Raw genomic sequence first — 16,476 nt, forward strand, 5'->3', positions numbered from 1 at the left:
GCCGGTCCCGGGTTCTACTTGATGACCTTGAAAGAGGATCGTTCGGGATCCTCTCGCTGTCGGCAGGGACACTCGCCGGCAACTGCCATGTCTAGGGGGACTTGTGGTCAAGGCGTACGGGGCGACCGGTGGCTGGGCACTTTCCTGCACATGCCGACCTGAGCGACGCCCCCACAGACTCGAAGCACATGCCGAGCGGCAGGTATTTCCCATGCCATGGACGGTCGATCGCTGCGCTCTGTGACGGCGATCCGCAGGCCGGACGCGAGACTCAGTCCGCGCCCGCGCCCCTCGGTCAGCCGCTGGCTGGAACAGGCACGATCGGATTCGGCGAACGGCCGGAGAGGGCCATCGTCCGACGGTCCGGCAACAAATTAACTCCCAGTTCTGCATCGCCGTGCGCGAAGGTGATCAGTACTGCGCCGATTCCAGCTGCCAATGTCAGATCTCTCTGTATCTGCTCCCGTTCGGGAGCGGGCTGATATGCCCTCGCCCAATGGACGTACATGCATATGGAGGCATGATGATGAATCACGCTTGCGACCTCGACGGGTCCAAGGTCGTGCTGTTCCGCAAGAACCCGGACGGTCGGCCACGGCAGCGAAGAGCCAGCGGCGACGGGCCGCGCAGTCAGGTGCTCACGACCAACGTGGGGCTACAGATCCCCGCCGGACTGACGTTCGACGACTGGGAACGCGCCGGCAGGCAGCTCTCCGGAATAGTGAATTCCTCGTCCTGGTGGCTCGGTGACTGGCTGGTCTACGGGAAGGATCACTACACCGACCGGTACCAGCTCGGAATCCGCGCTGCCGGTTTGCAGTATCAGACGCTGCGCAACTACGCGTGGGTCTCGCGGCGCTTCGAGTTACACCGCCGTCGATCGGGACTCACCTTCCAGCACCACGCGGAACTCGCCTCTCTGTCGGTCAGGGAACAGGACCTGTGGCTCGACCGGGCCGAGCAGACGGGGTGGACCACGAAGCAGTTGCGCAATGCCATCCGGCTGACCCGTGAGGACGAGCGGAACCAGGGAAAGCAGGTCGAAGCCACCCGGCAGCTCGCCGTACCGGGAAATCGGCTCCAGTGGTGGCACAAGGCCGCGGAACAGTCGGGAATCGACTTCGAGCAATGGGTGCTCGCCACGCTCGACAACGCGGCCGAACGAGCCTTGGAGGAAACGGAGGAACAAGCAGGCCTCAGCGCCTGACCCGGCGAGCCGACCGACGGGGAAACACCCCTGCCGGAGCCGGACAAGACGACATGACGCACAGGGCCCGCACTCCTGACGGAGTGCGGGCCCTGGCCGTTGCCACAACTCTCAGGGGCCACAGCCGTCACGGCAACCGGCTCATGAACGAGGCCGTCTCCCGGTGCCGGCCGCACTCCCGCCCGCTGAACGCCTTCTGCACACGCTCGCGGACCTCCGGCTTCTGCTCCTGACTGAGCTTGAACATGCCCTCGGCCCCCGACACCGTAAGCCGGAACGCCCCGACAGCGGGCACGATCCTGCGGAAGTAGCCGAGCGATTCGGTCATGTCCCAGTCGTCACCGAAATCGGCCTCGAACGCACGGACGGTGGACTGGACCACTTCCAGGGTCTCTTCCGCGGAATCGATTTTCTCCACCACACCGCGCACATGCACCGAGGTGAAGTTCCACGTCGGCGCGGCCGGTGTCACCTCGTACACCGTGGGCGAGACATAGGCGTGCGGACCGGTGAATGTCAGCAGGACAACGTCGCCGGTTTCCAGGGCCTTCCAATGGGGATTTCCCCTGTTCATGTGCCCCAGTAGTGTGGCGCCCGAAAGATCGGCGGACCATTCATCGGTCATCGCAGGGTCCGGTATGACGGGAAGATGCGTGGCGAACGGCGCGGCGGCGGCATCTCCATTACTCACCATCAGCGCCAGCGGATTGTTGCGGAGCAAATCGACCATCCACGAAGCATCCGGTTCACGATATTGCCTCGGAACGAACATGCGAAACTCGCCCTTTCGGTGATCAGACACGCAAGGCATGGCTTCATTTCAGGGACGCTATCAGTGTCCTGAGTATCGAAGTCAAGATACCGGGAACCTTCGCACCGCTGTCCTGTCGGCGGGACAACGCCCCATGTTCCCAAGTCCCCCGACGTCCCGTCTCCGCCCCACCCGGTATGGCGCACCGGAGTTATTCGGCGTAATACTGAATTGCCCTGGCACGGCAAGTGAGCTGTCCGACGACATCTTCCAAATTGACATTCGTGTCACGCGCACGGGTGCTCCGCCAACCAACTGTGGCCTTTCACCGGAGGAGTTGCACCATGAGTGTCACCGCAGCACGCGGGTTCTCGGCGGCGGGGGTCGCCGCGGGGATCAAGGCCGGCGGCGGCCCGGATCTGGCGCTGGTGGTGAACAGCGGCCCGCTCACGACGGCGGCCGGCGTCTTCACTTCCAACCGGGTGAAGGCGGCGCCGGTGGTGTGGTGCGAACGCGTCATCGCGAATGGCGCCTTGAGCGCTGTCGTACTCAACTCCGGTGGCGCCAACGCCTGTACGGGACCGGACGGCCTGGAGGACGTGAGGGCCACCGCGGAGAAGGCGGCCGGCGTTCTCGACGGCCATGACGCGGCCGATGTCGCCGTCCTGTCCACCGGGCTCATCGGTGTCCGACTGCCGATGGACAGGGTGTTGACGGGAGTCGAGAAGGCAGCCGCAGACCTCTCCGCGGACGGTGGAGAGACGGCCGCGATCGCCATCAGGACCACCGACAGCGTGCACAAGACCGCCGTGGCCGAGGGTGACGGTTGGATCGTCGGGGGCATGGCAAAGGGGGCGGGCATGCTCGCACCCGGTCTCGCCACCATGCTGGTCGTCATCACCACCGACGCGCACGTCGACGGCGAGAACCTCGGCCGCGCCCTGCGCGCGGCGACCCGTACCACCTTCGACCGCGTCGACTCCGACGGCTGCATGTCCACCAACGACACCGTGCTGCTACTCGCCTCCGGCGCGTCCGGGGTCGAGCCCGCGTACGAGGGGTTCGCGGCAGCCGTGCAATCAGTCTGCGAGGATCTCGCGCGGCAGCTCGTCGCCGATGCCGAAGGCGCCTCCAAGGACATCCGGATCGACATCGTCCACGCGGCTTCGGAGGACGATGCCGTCGATGTCGGCCGGTCCATAGCGCGCAACAACCTGCTCAAGTGCGCTCTGCACGGCGAGGATCCCAACTGGGGCCGGGTGCTCGCCGCGATCGGCACCACCTCCGCCGCCTTCGAGCCGGACCGGCTGAACGTCGCTGTCAATGGCGTCTGGGTGTGCAGGGGCGGATCGATCGGTGAGGACCGCGACACGGTGGACATGCGCGGGCGGGAGGTCGTCATCACCGCCGACCTCGCGGCGGGAGACGATGCGGCGACCATCTGGACCAACGACCTGACCGCCGCGTACGTCCACGAGAACAGCGCGTACTCCTCATGAGCACACCTCGGCACAGCGCCGCCGCCGATGGCCGGCAGGCCGCCGCACATGAGCGGACAGTCATCGTCAAACTCGGCGGCAACACCATGGTGGACGACGAGCTGAAGGCGTCCTTCACCCACGACGTCGTGCGGGTGCGCGACGCCGGGTTCAGCCCGGTCGTCGTGCACGGCGGTGGCCCGCAGATCAGCGCGGAGCTCGAACGGTACGGACTGACCTCGGAGTTCCGGGCAGGACTGAGGGTCACGACCTCCCCGGCGATGGACGTGGTCCGGATGGTGCTCGCTGGCCGGGTACAGCGCGAACTGGTCGGGCTGATCAACCGTCATGGTCCGTACGCAGTCGGCATGACCGGTGAGGACGCGAACACCATCACGGCGGTCAGACATCTGCCGGTGGTCGACGGGGAGCCGCTGGACATCGGGAGAGTCGGCGAGATCAGCAAGGTGGACACCGGCGTCCTCAATGCGCTGCTCGCGGACGGCCGCATTCCGGTGGTCTCGTCGGTCGCCCGGAGTGCCGACGACGGCCACGTCTACAACGTCAACGCCGATACCGCGGCTGCCGCGCTTGCCACCGCGCTCGGCGCCCGGGAGCTGCTCCTGCTCACCGACGTGCAGGGCCTGTACGCAGACTGGCCGCACAGCGAGGAGGTGATCGGCATCCTGACGGCCACCGAACTCGAGAAGCTTCTGCCGGAGTTGACCCACGGCATGGTTCCGAAGATGAGGGCCTGCCTGCACGCGGTACGTCATGGAGTGCCCAGGGCGCGGGTGCTGGACGGGCGCGTACGGCATTCGGTCCTCACCGCGTTGCTCACCGACGTGACGTCCGGCACCACGGTCGTGGCGGACGAGGAAGGAGGGCTGCGATGAGCGGTACGCCGAACAGCAGGCTCACCGAGCGCTGGCAGACGTCGCTGATGGACACGTACGGGATCCCGCGGGTGCCGCTGGTACGCGGCGAGGGTGCCGTGTACTGGGACGCCAACGGCAAGAAGTACCTGGACTTCCTCGGCGGTATCGCGGTCAACGCCCTGGGCACCGCGCATCCGGCCGTGGTCGACGCGGTGCGCGAGCAGATCGGCCGGCTCGGCCATGTCTCAAATCTCTTCGTCACCGAACCGCAGGTCCGGCTCGCCGAACGGCTGTTGACGCTGTCGGAGCGTCCCGGACGGGTCTTCTTCGCCAACTCCGGTGCCGAGGCGAACGAGACCGCATTGAAGATCGGAAGACTGACCGGGCGCAGTCGCGTCGTCGCGGCGCAGGGAGCCTTCCACGGCCGCACCATGGGCGCGCTCGCGCTCACGGGGCAGCCCGCGAAGCGGGACCCTTTCCGGCCGCTGCCGGGCGGGGTCACCCATGTGCCGTTCGGGGATGCCGAGGCGCTGCGGGCAGCAGTCGACACCGACACGGCACTGGTGGTCCTGGAGCCGGTCCAGGGCGAGAACGGCGTCGTCGTACCGCCGCCGGGCTATCTGGCCGCCGCGTGGGAGATCACCCGCGCGACCGGAGCGCTGCTCGTACTGGACGAAGTACAGACGGGCATCGGCCGCACCGGGCACTGGTTCGAGCACCGGGCCCACGGGGTGGAGCCGGACATCGTCACTCTCGGCAAGGGCCTCGGCGGCGGGCTGCCGATCGGTGCCACCCTCGCCTTCGGTGCGGCTGCCGGTCTCCTGACACCCGGGACTCACGGCACGACCTTCGGGGGCAATCCGGTGGCCTGCGCGGCCGCACTCGCGGTCCTCGACACCATCGCGGCCGACCGTCTCCTGTCGCGCGTCACGCGGCAGGGCGAGAGCCTACGAGAGGGCATCGAAGGGCTGGACCACCCGCTGGTCGACCATGTGCGGGGAGCCGGCCTGCTGCTCGCGGTCGTGCTCACCGAGCCGCTGGCCCGCGAGTCTGAACGAGCGCTCGAGGACGCGGGCTTCCTGGTGAACGCCGTCACGCCCGGGGTGATCCGCCTTGCCCCGCCCTTGATCATCGCCGACGACGAGGTCGCGGCCTTCCTCCGGGCGCTGCCGGGCGCACTGGACCAGGTGTACGCGAAAGGGGGCGCCTGACCAGCCAGGCCCTGCAATGGCGCCACCCTTGGCGTCAACATCGAGCCGCTGACGCCACCCGGCTCCGCAGGTCGGCCAGCCGAGGAGCTCGCCGCCACCTCGGACACACCATCGCATCCGACGTCATTTACGCAGATGAACGGCTTGATCGAGAGCGGCGACGAGCCGTCGGCGCCCCCAGTCACACACGGCGTTCGGCAGGCGGGTTTCGGTCAAGCTCACCCCCTCCCACCATGACCACCAGAGAATGGCGCCATAAACGTGCCATGATGGCACCATGGATCTCACGCCGTACGTCGCCTACCTCCGACATGAGCTCGTGGCCGTCGCCGACGTGGGCGGCGACGAAACCCGTGCCCTGGCCGACCGGCTCACCGCTCCTCTGGAGTCAGCAGCCCGGCTGGCGCTGCTGAACGCGCTGTCCGAGGCCGTGGGCCGGGTCAGCCGCGATCTGGCGCCGGGCTCGGTCGTCCTGCGACTGGACGGTCTCGCACCCGAGTTCGTGGTGACACCACCGACGAACTGGGAGGGACGTGGGAGACATGGCGGCGACCACGCGGCGAAGGCATCGGGACCCACAACTGCCGGCGGGCACATCCGGCTTCAGCTCGCCGACGTACGCGGCTTCGAATCAGCCGCCGCGGCCTTCGATTCCGTGACGAGCGACGACGACGCGCTCGTCGTGTACATCCCCACGGACGGCGGCATCCCCGCGCTCCGGGCCGTGCTGGAGGTCCTGGACAACGAATCGATCGAGGCCGAGGCCCTCACTGTCCACACCCCCGATCTGGACAACGTCTTCCTCACCTGCACCGGCCGGTTCCAGCCCGACAACGGCATCAACCGGCGTGAGGAGAACCATCCATAGCGACCCCGGCTCCCCTTGGGCCTGCCCGCCCTCCTCCTCTCTCCCCCCCCCGTGGCCCCGCGGCCCATGTCGTCACCGCAATCCCCGCCCCCCACCGTTCACCGGCGAATCCGATAGGAGCTCTTTCGCTGTGGCTACCCTTCTCTACAAACTCGGCCGCCTCGCCTTCCGGCGCAGGGGCACGATGGCCCTGCTGTGGGTGCTGATCTTCATCGGCGCGATCTTCGCCGCCGCCTCCGCCCCACCCCTTCCCGCCGATACGTTCACGATGCCCGGCACGGAGACGCAGAAGGCCTACGACCTCCTCAAGGACAAGTTCCCCACGCTGAGCGCCGACGGGGCCAAAGCCCGGGTGGTCGTCCGCGCGCCCGAGGGCAAGAAGCTCTCCGACCCCGGCGAGAAGCGGAAGGTGGACGCGCTGGTCGCCGACCTGGACCGGGCCCCCGAAGTCGTGAGCGTCGTCGACCCGTTCGAGGGCCAGGCCGTCAGCAAGGACGGCACCACCGGCTATGCATCGGTCGCCTACGAAGTCGGCGCCACCCAGGTGAGCCCGGAGGCACACGAAGCACTCACGAAGGCGGTGGAGGACGCCCGCGGCAGCGGTCTCACGGTCGAGATGGGCGGCGACGCCGTGCCACCGTCCCAGACGATGGGTTCCGGTGAGATCATCGGCCTCGCCGTCTCCGCCGTGGTGCTGCTCATCACCTTCGGCTCGCTGCTGGCCGCCGGAATGCCGCTGGTCACCGCCATCATGGGCGTCGGCGTCGGCATCTGCGGCATCGTCACACTCGGCAGCACACTCGGCCTGTCCTCCACGACCTCGACACTGGCACTGATGCTCGGCCTGGCGGTCGGCATCGACTACGCGCTGTTCATCCTCTCCCGCTACCGCGCCGAGATCGCCGAGGGCAGGGAACGCGAGGAAGCCGCAGGACGAGCGGTCGGCACCGCCGGCTCCGCGGTCGTCTTCGCGGGTCTCACCGTCGTGGTCGCGCTCTCGGGTCTCGCCGTCGTCAACGTCCCCATGCTCACCAAGATGGGTCTGGCTGGCGCGGCCACCGTGGTCGTCGCCGTACTCATCGCGATCACACTCGTTCCCGCGCTGCTCGGCTTCGCACCTGTCAAGGTTCTGCGCCGCAGGGACCGGGCGCAGCAGTACGGCAAGCCGCTCTCGGCACGTCAGCGGCGCAAGGCCGAGAAGCTTGCCGCTCGGCAGAAACCAAACCTGGGTACCCGCTGGGCAAGGCTGGTCCTGCGTCACCCCGTCGCCATTCTGCTGGTCGGCGTGGTGGGTCTCGGCGCCGTTGCCGTGCCCGCCGCGAGTCTGGAGCTGGGACTGCCGTCCGAGGGGACGATGGCCGCCGAGACCACGCAGCGCAAGGCGTACGACATGGTCTCCGGCTCCTTCGGCTCCGGCTACAACGGCCCGCTGATGGTGACGGTCGAGGCCAAGGACGCGGCAGCCGCGGCCGACAGGGTGAGCAAGCAGCTGGCCAAGGAGAAGGGCGTCGTCTCCGTGAGCCCGGCGGACGCCAACAAGTCCGGCGACACCGCGATCCTGAACGTCATGCCGTCCACCGGACCGGCCGACCCGAGGACCGAGGATCTGGTCAAGTCGCTCCGTGACAGGGCTGAAGGCATCGAGGCGGACACCGGCACGCGCGTCCTGGTGGCCGGTCAGACAGCGATGTTCATCGACTTTTCCGAGACCCTCAACGATGCGCTGCTCCCCTACCTCGCCCTGGTGGTCGGCCTGGCGTTCCTGCTGCTGACGCTGGTCTTCCGGTCGATCCTCGTCCCGCTCAAGGCCGCCCTGGGCTTCCTGCTCTCCGTAGCCGCCGCACTCGGTGCCGTGGTAGCGGTCTTCCAATGGGGCTGGATGGCTGATGTGTTCGGCGTCGACGAGCCGGGCCCGGTGATGAGCACGATGCCGATCTTCATGATCGGCGTGGTCTTCGGTCTCGCCATGGACTACGAGGTTTTCCTGGTGACCCGGATGCGGGAGGCGTACACGCACGGCGCGCACACCCACGACGCGGTCGTCACCGGCTTCCAGCACGGCGGCCGGGTGGTCGCGGCGGCGGCGCTCATCATGATCAGCGTCTTCTCCGGCTTCATCATGGAGGACAACGACTTCATCCAGATGATCGGCTTCGGTCTGGCGATCGCGGTCCTGTTCGACGCGTTCATCGTCCGCATGGCCCTCGTGCCTGCCCTGTTCGCGCTGCTGGGCGACTCGGCGTGGTGGATGCCGAAGTGGCTCGACCGTCTGCTGCCGAACATGGACGTCGAGGGAGCGCGCCTGTCCCAGCTCCCCGCCCCCGAACTGCAGCTGCCGCAGCACCGCCGGGAGGCACAGCCGCGCTTCTCCAAGTGATCACCGACACCGGACGTCACCCCGAACGTCACCGCACCTGACGTGGATCCCGTCGGCAGGGGTGGCCCCGCCCGAGGTGGGCAGGGCTGCCCCTGGGCGGCAACTCTCGTTCAAGGTCTCATCCACGAAGGACGCCACTCCCCGTACGCCCGATGCGAGCAGTTCGTCGAAGCAGCGGGCCAGGAACCAGCTTTCGGCGTTCCCAGGGCACTCTTCCAGCAGGACGAAGCACGAGCATTCGAGGGCGGCCACATTGGCTTCGAGGTCGGGCGACGCGCGCTCGAGCACGGCTCTTCCGACGGAGAGGCCGAACAAGGCCACACCGCTGAGGCGCGGCTCGCCCTGCGCGACGTTGAACAGGCCGGACGTCTCCTTGGCAGCGGCGTTCATCTGCAGCTGCAAGTGTTGGGCCTGATGTGCATGCAGGGATGCTTTGAGGCACGTTTGTCACGGGTGGTGTCTTGGCCCTAATCCACGACACCGCCGAACTGGCCCAGTCCGCCGCCACCCCCGACGCCCTCGTCAACCACGTGCGTGGCCAGCTCACCGGGCTGCTCCAGCTACACGGCTGCCGCTTCGGGTACGGCACCCTGCTCGGCCACCCACCGCGCCTGCAACGGGACGGCACCGTTACCTCGGGGCATAGCCCCTGGGACGTCGAGCAGCTCGGACTGCCGGACCAGGAAGTCGAACTGCGCACGCTCGCCAGCGGCCACTTCTACGGACGCTTCATGATGCGACCCGCGCGCGGTGCAGCCCCGTCCCTGCAAGCACGCCTCGTCGCCGTGACCCTCGCGAACCAGGTCGGCGCCGCACTCAATACGGCACGCCCCGCCAGGGGACAACAGTTGAGCACGTCCGAGCCGGCAGCCGCCACTCTTGTCGGGGACCTACGAGAGCGACGGACCATGGATAGCGCTACCGCCATGAGCCAAGGGGCCAACCGTCCTCGTCGGGATCTGCGCAGGACTGCACCCCCACTGCACGGCTGTCCACCGCCTGTCCACCGGAGTCCCGTGAGACGAGGCGCAGCCAGCCCTCTAGAAACACAAAAGACCAGGTAAGAGGCTTAGAGCTGGATCCTCGTCACAGAACCGACACCTCTGACCTACGCATTACGATGCACAGACCCCAGAGGCGCAATATGGGTCGATCTCAAGGTCACCCGAAACAAGAAACCCCAGGTCAAAGGCCCGACCTGGGGTTCACCATAGAGCCGCCTTCGGGATTCGAACCCGAGACCTACGCATTACGAGACCATGGGGGTTCGTGACGGCTGGTTCCGGCTCGTGCCGCCCGGTGCTGTTCTGGCTGATCAGAGCACATGCGAACAGTTCCACTGTGACACCCAGTGCTACCCCGTCCAAAGGCGTCCGGCCGCACTGTGGCCGCACATGGCCACACCCACGGGTGTTCCGGGCAGGCGGAACGCCGTTGTCACCCTCCGACAGGGCAGCCGCAATGGTGCTGCTCCCGCACCGGAACCGTGCCCGTCAGCGGCGACACGCCTCTCGGAACAGGATGGCGCGACTGGCCTGTGGAACGCACCACGTTGGCGGCAGAGCCCAATCCGCTGGAGCGGTTCGAGGGCGACTGAGGCGAGGCGGGCTCGCGCTTCCCGAGTGTGGTCGATTGTGCAGCGCGGCCTCATCGCGGACACGGCCACCACCGGGCTCAACTGACACGCTCAACCAGCCCGGCCGTCGCGGACGCCCTCGGTCAGCCGCGCGGGCTAGGGTGTTGCCTCGATCTCAACACCCTGGCTCGCGCGGGACTCACCCGCCGCTCACCGAAGCCCCGCCGCGCCACCGAACGCGTGGCGCACCAGTTCCCCGTCCTTCTTCGGCACCGCGAGGTCGTACGGCCCCGCGCCCGCGACGAGTTCGTACCGGTCGAACTTCGGCGCCAGCTGCACCTTCCTGCCCGCCGGCTTCAGCCGGAACGGCGCCTGAAGGGTCGCCACATCGACTTCGACCGCCAGCAGGTCACCTGCCCCCAGGGCCAGGTCAGCGCGGGCTGGCACGGCCCCTACCCGACCTCCTCGCCCACCGCCGCCCCGCTGATCGCGGCCCGGTTCACCAAGAGCCAGTGCCGCCCCTGCCCGGCCCGCGCCCTCTGCACCACCACCGCCGACAGCGCCCGGACCGTGGGCTTTCCCCCACGAGAACTCCGCAACCTGCAACTCCGCGTCCGCGCCGAGCAGCACGAACCCCACTGGAAGACCCGCTACGCGGTCCGCTCCGGAGTCGAGGGCACCATCAACGAGTTCGCCCACAGACACGGCATGCGCCACTGCCGCTACCGAGGACAGCCTAAAGCCCACCTGCAACACGTCCTCACGGCCATCACCGTGAACATCGAACGACTCAGCAGCCAGTCAGCGACCGCGGAACTCTCTTCGCCGAGACCGCCGACCGCCTTTCAGAGCTTCCTGGACCAGAACGAGATCCCCCGGTCAAAGTCCTGGCGAACCCTCGGCAGCTGAGCCCTACCATCCAAGATCCCCGACAGAGTCGAGTTAGTACAGGCCAAGGGAAACGGCCCCCGCGACTCCGAGGGCGGTGGTCAGCGTCCAGAAGCACCCGGAGACAGGTAAGGGAATGCGGAGGGTGTGGTCGGGAACGGGAGCGGGCGATCCGGAGGTGGCGGGCAGTTGTATGTGGTCTCGGGGGATCCCGCGGTGCCAGAACTGGCAGAGGCGATACCAGTAGTCCCGTTCTTCCTCGGGTGAAGAGGGCGGCTCGTCGCCCAACTGCCGAATGAGGTCGTACCGGTGGAGGTCGAAGGCGACGCGTACGTGTTGCGCGTACATATGTGCGCCGGCCAACGCGGAGCGGTAGGCGAGGTGGGCGGTGAAGCAGCCGCCCCACCACAGGAGGAGGAACCAGGACCACGGGCCCTGTTCCCACAGCACTTCGGTGGCTCCGACGGCACCAAACAGCAGGCATAACACGGACAGACCGAGTCCGGCGTCCAGGTCGGCCCTGGCCGCCGCCAGCGTGGCGGTCATCCGGTCGGGGAGGACCTGGTAGACGCGCGGCCAGATCAGTACGGCGTCCATGGAGTAACGCACCTGCGGATACTGTTCCGCGGAACTGAGTACGTTGCCCAGCCGTGTCGGCCGGAAGTCCTCCGGCCTGGTCGGCAGCGGATACCGGCTCAAGGCGGCGTCACGGGACGCGGGGACCCGGTGGAGAGCATCGCAGCGACGCCGGTGCCAGGCCACTCCGTGCCGCAGCGCTGCTCCCGCCGCGAATCCGGTCCAGTACCCCTCGAAGAGACGACAGATCGCCATGCGGCAACTGGACAGGGCGGACGCGAGTAGACCGGCTGCCAGCAGCAGCGCGAGTCCGGCCAGCGCGCGGGCGCTCCCGGCCATGCCCTCCCAGGTCCGGAGGGCCTGCCCGATGTTAAGGCCCGACCCGGCCAGCACCACGGAGACCGACAGGCAGAAGCCCACGCTGGGCAGCAGGACATGCAGCAGGAAGCGCCGGTCGAGGAGGCCCGGGGTCTGCCCCAGAAAGGCACCGAGCATGTCGTCATCCTCGCGCGATCGTCAACGTGTGCGGGGGCAGACTCGGATGGGCACAGACAGGTGGCCGCTGCGGATCGAAGAAGCCGAGGTGGTTGATGTGGCCGCATCCGGGAGCCGCGCAGGCCACGAGTGCGAGGGGCAGTGAGATGTCCCCCGCGAGGAGGCTGTCCGTCGCGCTCATGTCGAACGCCCCGCGTGGTTCGGCAGGCAGGAGGGCCCCGTGGTCCAGAAAGTCGTCCACGATGTTGCCCGGAAGTACCGTCACGGCGCCGGACGGATCCACCACGACCGCTCCGTGCGGGCTGAGTGCGAGCAGGGTCATGGCAGCTCCACCGACCAGTTCACCCAGCGTCATACCGGAGGGCAGCAGGACCGCAGGACGGGCCGGGGCGTCGGGCGGACAGAGCGCTGCAGCACGGCGGTTGCGCAGCGCGGTGAGGTCGGACCGGCTCAGCAACGCGACCGGCATCCCGTCGTGCGCCGCATCCGCCACCAGGGCGAAGCCTCGGTCTCCCAGCAGGGTCAGCGCCTCCTCGGGGCTGACTGATCCGTTCACGCGCAGAACCGGCTCGGCGGTCAGGGATCCAAGAGGGGTATGGGCGTTCGCGGTCAACGCCAGTCTCCGATCAGTTGGAAGGGTGCCCAGTAGTAAGGGTGGTCGAAGACACGGCGACCGAGGTCGGGCGCATCCTGGGCGGCACGGGCTTTCCTGCGCCGGCACACCGTGACGTGGGCCAAGAACCGGAGATAGTCCGGGTCCTCGGCTCCGGTGCGGGCCAGCACGGTCTCCAGCAGTTCAAGCGCCTCATCGAATGCCCGTGCCTGCATGAGGAGTTCCGCCATGCGCCGCTGTGTAGCGCGCCGCGCCGCCTCGTGCCCGGCGGGGAGCTGTCGCAGGGTCTCCGTGAGGAAGCGCAGTGCTTCGGCCGCCGTGGTCTGCCGCAGAGACTGCTGGGCAGAGCTCAAGGCACTGGCACGGGGCTCACCGCCACCGAGCGCCGCATAGAAGTGGCGCATCAGGAGCGCGGTGGAGATGTCGTCCACCCGCCACAGACTGACCAGCGCGGAACGGGCGCCGCTCTGGAGTACGGCCCAGACCAGTCCCAGACGTTCGTGTTCGAGGGACGGGTCTCCCAGCCCGCTCTCACAGGCGCTGAGGGTGACCAGGCGCGCGTCGAGTCGCAGCCCGCCAAGTTCCAAGGCCGTCAACCGGTCTCCTGCCTGCGGAGTGTGCGGGTCCGGGGCCAGCTGAATCCAGGAGTCGAGGGGCTTCGTGTCGTGGAACCGGCCGTGGCATGCGAAGTGCACGATGTCTATGTCGTGGTCGTCACGGGCGAGCACGCCGAGTACGGCCCTCTTCGTCGCCAGCGAACCCACCAGCGGCTCATCGGCGGTCCGAAGCGCGGCGGCCGCGGCCCGGACCTCCGTACGGGCATGTGCCAGAGGTCGCTGCGTGTCACTGTCCGCGACCAGCAGCACCGACCCTTTTCCTCCGGTGCGCGGCGGAACGAGCAACCGCGTCATCACCGCGGCGCTCGGAGTCACGGTCACCGGATTGCGGTCACAGAGAGGAACGCCCCGTACCCGTACGGCGTGCAGCGGGACATGGTGCAGGATGCCCGAGGGGACGAGCCAGAGCACTTCGCCCGCCCTGCTGTGCTCCACGAGCGGGGCTACCAGCGGACGGAACGCCTCCTCCCAGGAGAAGCTGTCGGACCCCGCGCCCGCTCCGGGACCGGGCGCCCGGCCCTCACCCAACTCCCGGAGATCACTCCTGAGTTCGCTGTCCGAGGGCATCTCGACGGTCACCGTGACCGGCCGGTCGTAGTCGTGCCGGGCGAGCAGGATGGTGACCCGGGTGTCGACCTGCCAGAACAGGGCGAGCAGGACCTGGTGGCCTGCGCCGCGAAGCTCCCGCAGGAAATCCCGGGCTTGGGGGTAGTCCAGCCAGGGTGCCGGTCCCCGCCCCGCAGCGGTGAGTGCGGACGCTCCCAGCATCTCCAGCGCCTGGTACGTCTCGGTGACCCGCTGCCATGCCGCGGCCCGTTCCGGCGGGGAGGCTGAGTCCCGTAGCAGTGCCTCATAGGCGGTCTCCGCCGTCTCCAGGGTGGCGAGCACCTTGGTCGGCATCGTGGCATCGGGGCGCGGTGAGCGCTCCAGCCGGCCGGATGCCTGCCCGAGCAGATAAGCGAGTTCCTGAGTGCGGACACGCTCGATGAAGGCGAAGACGTCAGTCTCCCGGTTTCTCCAGCGCGTCACCCATTGGTGAACGGGATCCTTCTCGGGAGACCTCGACCCCTCCCGGCGCCTGGCGAACACCCGCGCGACCTCGTCCGCGATCCATCCGCCGTGGAACGGCTCATCGGCGCCGTACGCGGCCAGGAGTGCGTCGAGACAGCCACGGGCGTCGGCGAGGGCGGCGCCGCGGTTGAACGGCGTCGGCACGGCACACTCGGGGGAACGGAAGCGGTCACCGTACAGGCCCGCCCAGTTCATCCCGGGCAGGGCCGAAGACTGCGTCCCCCACCGGGATCCGAGCAGGGTCTGCAGTGCCAGATCGAACGGTCCGTCGACCGCCTGTTGGCGTTCCTTCCCGCCGCGGTTGGACTGGTAGGCCATCACGTCGAACGACGCCAGGTCCCACAGCGCCTGCCGGGCCCATACGGGATAGATCTGCCAGTGCTCCGCGGTCATCCGGCGGATCTCCGCCGGGTACGGGGGCGTGCGGTTGATCCGCTCGAGAAGCCGGATGGTGTCTTCCTGCCGCCCGAAGGTGTGCGTGACCATGGCGGTGACCGCCACGGCCGTCCTGACGGCCGCGTGCTGGAACTTCTCCTCCCGGCCGGTCGTGGCCGCCAGTGCTTGGCGCAGCACGGCAGCCGCGCGGTTGGCGTTCTGGCCCATGTCGTACCGTGCGGCGGCCAACGCCCCGTACAGCAAGGCCCAACTGTCGGCCTTCGCGGCTGTGAAAGCCGCCGCAGCGGCCAGCGTCACCGACCGACCCCGCTTGTCCGACAGCTGTTCGCCGTACGCATCACATGCCGTCAGCAGCGCGCAGGCGGCGACGTAATGGCGGCCTCCGTCCCCCGCCCGGCCGGCGCGGGCACGCTGTTCCTCGGCCTTCCCGGCCGCGATCAGCATCTTTCTGGAGGTCTCCAGAAAGACGCCGGCCTTCTCCGGAGGCGGGTCGGCTCGGTGATCGCCCAGCATGGCGAAGGAGTTGCCCCTCGCCCGCAGCCACAGCCGCAAGGTGTTCGTGACGAGGGTGTAGTCAGCCGATCCCCTGCGGCTCAGCACGGCGTCGTACAGCCATGTGCCGACCTGCCAGGCCCCCAGCATCGGGTCCTTGTCAAGGCGCTGCGTGACCTGTTGGGGAAGCCAGAACCACGCACCCCAGAGCCCCGCTGGGGACCGCATGGCTCGCCGGTCCTCGGCAGCGAAGACCAGTTCGACGACCAGCAGGGGGATGAGCGCGGCCAGAAGATCGCGTTCCGGATGGAGCACCCCAGCGAGAAGGAACAGCGGTACGGGACGGAACAGGGGCTGGTACACGTAGTTGACGAGGTTGGCGATGGCGAGGGCCCAACCCCGAGGGCCGGCGAAGGCCCACCGGCTCCCGCCGGAGATGAGATGAGCGGTCGCCCACCGGCCGCTGAGAGCAAGGGCCACCAGGAGCAGCCCGCTGGACAGTCCCGCGCCGAACAGCGAACCGCTCCAGATTCCGGCGAGCCATCTGCCGACCGCGCCGTCAGCGACAAGGAAGAACAGGATCTGCCAAAGCAGTTCGAAGAACAGCAGGTACCGTCCCAGCCTCACCGGGGTGAGGAGCCTCGCGTTTTCCGGACAGGCTTCTGGCCGTTCATTTCACGCGGCGATTCGCAACTTCTCGTACTCGGCGTGGACTTCGTACGGAGGGCGGTAACCCACCGCCGAGTGGAGGCGTTTGCGATTGTACCAGAATTCGATGTAGCGAGTGATGTCCTGTCGGGCGGCCTCGCGGGTCAGGTAAGTCACCCTGGATACGCGCTCGTTCTTCAGGGCGCCGAAGAATGATTCGGCCATGGCGTTGTCGAAGCAGATCCCGGTGCGGCCGGAAGACCTGCGGAGACCGAACCGGTCGAGCGTCTTCCCGAACTCTGCTGACATGTAGTTACTTCCGCGATCGGAGTGA

General features: G+C 68.1%; 13 protein-coding genes. 7 read left to right on the plus strand and 6 right to left on the minus strand.

The features are described 5' to 3' along the window. The first annotated feature begins 520 nt into the window (after nucleotides 1-520). Nucleotides 521-1,207 carry an LmbU family transcriptional regulator gene (locus tag BMZ82_RS36450; RefSeq protein ID WP_093781692.1) on the plus strand — a complete coding sequence of 229 codons (687 nt, stop codon included), beginning with the start codon at nucleotides 521-523 and terminating at the stop codon, nucleotides 1,205-1,207. A gap of 127 nt (nucleotides 1,208-1,334) precedes the next feature. Here BMZ82_RS36450 and BMZ82_RS36455 read toward each other — a convergent pair whose 3' ends face one another. Beyond that, nucleotides 1,335-2,018 (minus strand): FMN-binding negative transcriptional regulator, encoded by a 684-nt coding sequence (locus tag BMZ82_RS36455; RefSeq protein ID WP_371271351.1) that lies wholly within the window; start codon nucleotides 2,016-2,018, stop codon nucleotides 1,335-1,337. Between the two features lie 284 nt (nucleotides 2,019-2,302). Between BMZ82_RS36455 and argJ the strand changes: the two genes are divergently transcribed. The 5 genes from argJ to BMZ82_RS36480 all read left to right on the plus strand — a co-directional run bounded on the left by argJ (nucleotide 2,303) and on the right by BMZ82_RS36480 (nucleotide 8,770). Continuing rightward, nucleotides 2,303-3,457, plus strand: coding sequence for a bifunctional glutamate N-acetyltransferase/amino-acid acetyltransferase ArgJ (gene argJ, locus BMZ82_RS36460; protein ID WP_093781693.1), 1,155 nt, complete (start codon nucleotides 2,303-2,305; stop codon nucleotides 3,455-3,457). Then, complete coding sequence (gene argB / locus BMZ82_RS36465) at nucleotides 3,454-4,332, plus strand: acetylglutamate kinase (protein WP_093781694.1); 879 nt, start codon at nucleotides 3,454-3,456, stop codon at nucleotides 4,330-4,332. Before argJ ends, argB begins: the two co-directional genes overlap by 4 nt. Beyond that, on the plus strand, nucleotides 4,329-5,525 hold the full coding sequence (locus tag BMZ82_RS36470) for an acetylornithine transaminase (RefSeq protein ID WP_093781695.1): 1,197 nt from the start codon (nucleotides 4,329-4,331) through the stop codon (nucleotides 5,523-5,525). Before argB ends, BMZ82_RS36470 begins: the two co-directional genes overlap by 4 nt. 277 nt (nucleotides 5,526-5,802) lie before the next feature. Next, on the plus strand, nucleotides 5,803-6,393 hold the full coding sequence (locus tag BMZ82_RS42365; RefSeq protein ID WP_256252295.1) for a hypothetical protein: 591 nt from the start codon (nucleotides 5,803-5,805) through the stop codon (nucleotides 6,391-6,393). A 130-nt stretch (nucleotides 6,394-6,523) separates the two neighbouring features. After that, entirely contained in the window at nucleotides 6,524-8,770 is a 2,247-nt protein-coding gene (locus BMZ82_RS36480) for an MMPL family transporter (RefSeq protein WP_177244844.1), read from the plus strand. Here the strand turns inward: BMZ82_RS36480 and BMZ82_RS42370 are convergent, their stop codons facing one another. Beyond that, nucleotides 8,771-9,172 (minus strand): hypothetical protein, encoded by a 402-nt coding sequence (locus BMZ82_RS42370; RefSeq protein ID WP_256252296.1) that lies wholly within the window; start codon nucleotides 9,170-9,172, stop codon nucleotides 8,771-8,773. Between the two features lie 1,414 nt (nucleotides 9,173-10,586). Here BMZ82_RS42370 and BMZ82_RS36490 point away from each other — a divergent pair. Then, a complete protein-coding gene (locus BMZ82_RS36490) occupies nucleotides 10,587-11,255 on the plus strand; it encodes a transposase (protein WP_256252297.1) in 669 nt (222 codons plus the stop codon). Nucleotides 11,256-11,288: 33 nt separating this feature from the next. On the opposite strand, the gene BMZ82_RS36495 is transcribed toward BMZ82_RS36490, so the two are convergent. From BMZ82_RS36495 to BMZ82_RS36510, 4 genes are all read right to left on the minus strand, one after another. Then, entirely contained in the window at nucleotides 11,289-12,305 is a 1,017-nt protein-coding gene (locus BMZ82_RS36495; RefSeq protein ID WP_093781696.1) for a hypothetical protein, read from the minus strand. 4 nt (nucleotides 12,306-12,309) lie between these two features. Further along, nucleotides 12,310-12,861, minus strand: coding sequence for a hypothetical protein (locus tag BMZ82_RS36500; RefSeq protein ID WP_093781697.1), 552 nt, complete (start codon nucleotides 12,859-12,861; stop codon nucleotides 12,310-12,312). 53 nt (nucleotides 12,862-12,914) lie between these two features. Further along, a complete protein-coding gene (locus BMZ82_RS36505; protein WP_093781698.1) occupies nucleotides 12,915-16,121 on the minus strand; it encodes a CHAT domain-containing protein in 3,207 nt (1,068 codons plus the stop codon). Between the two features lie 48 nt (nucleotides 16,122-16,169). Then, nucleotides 16,170-16,476, minus strand: a 307-nt coding sequence (locus tag BMZ82_RS36510) for an integrase core domain-containing protein (RefSeq protein WP_143098984.1), incomplete at its 5' end; no start/stop codon positions are given.

The organism is Streptomyces sp. yr375 (genome assembly GCF_900110755.1).
GTDB lineage: Bacteria > Actinomycetota > Actinomycetes > Streptomycetales > Streptomycetaceae > Streptomyces.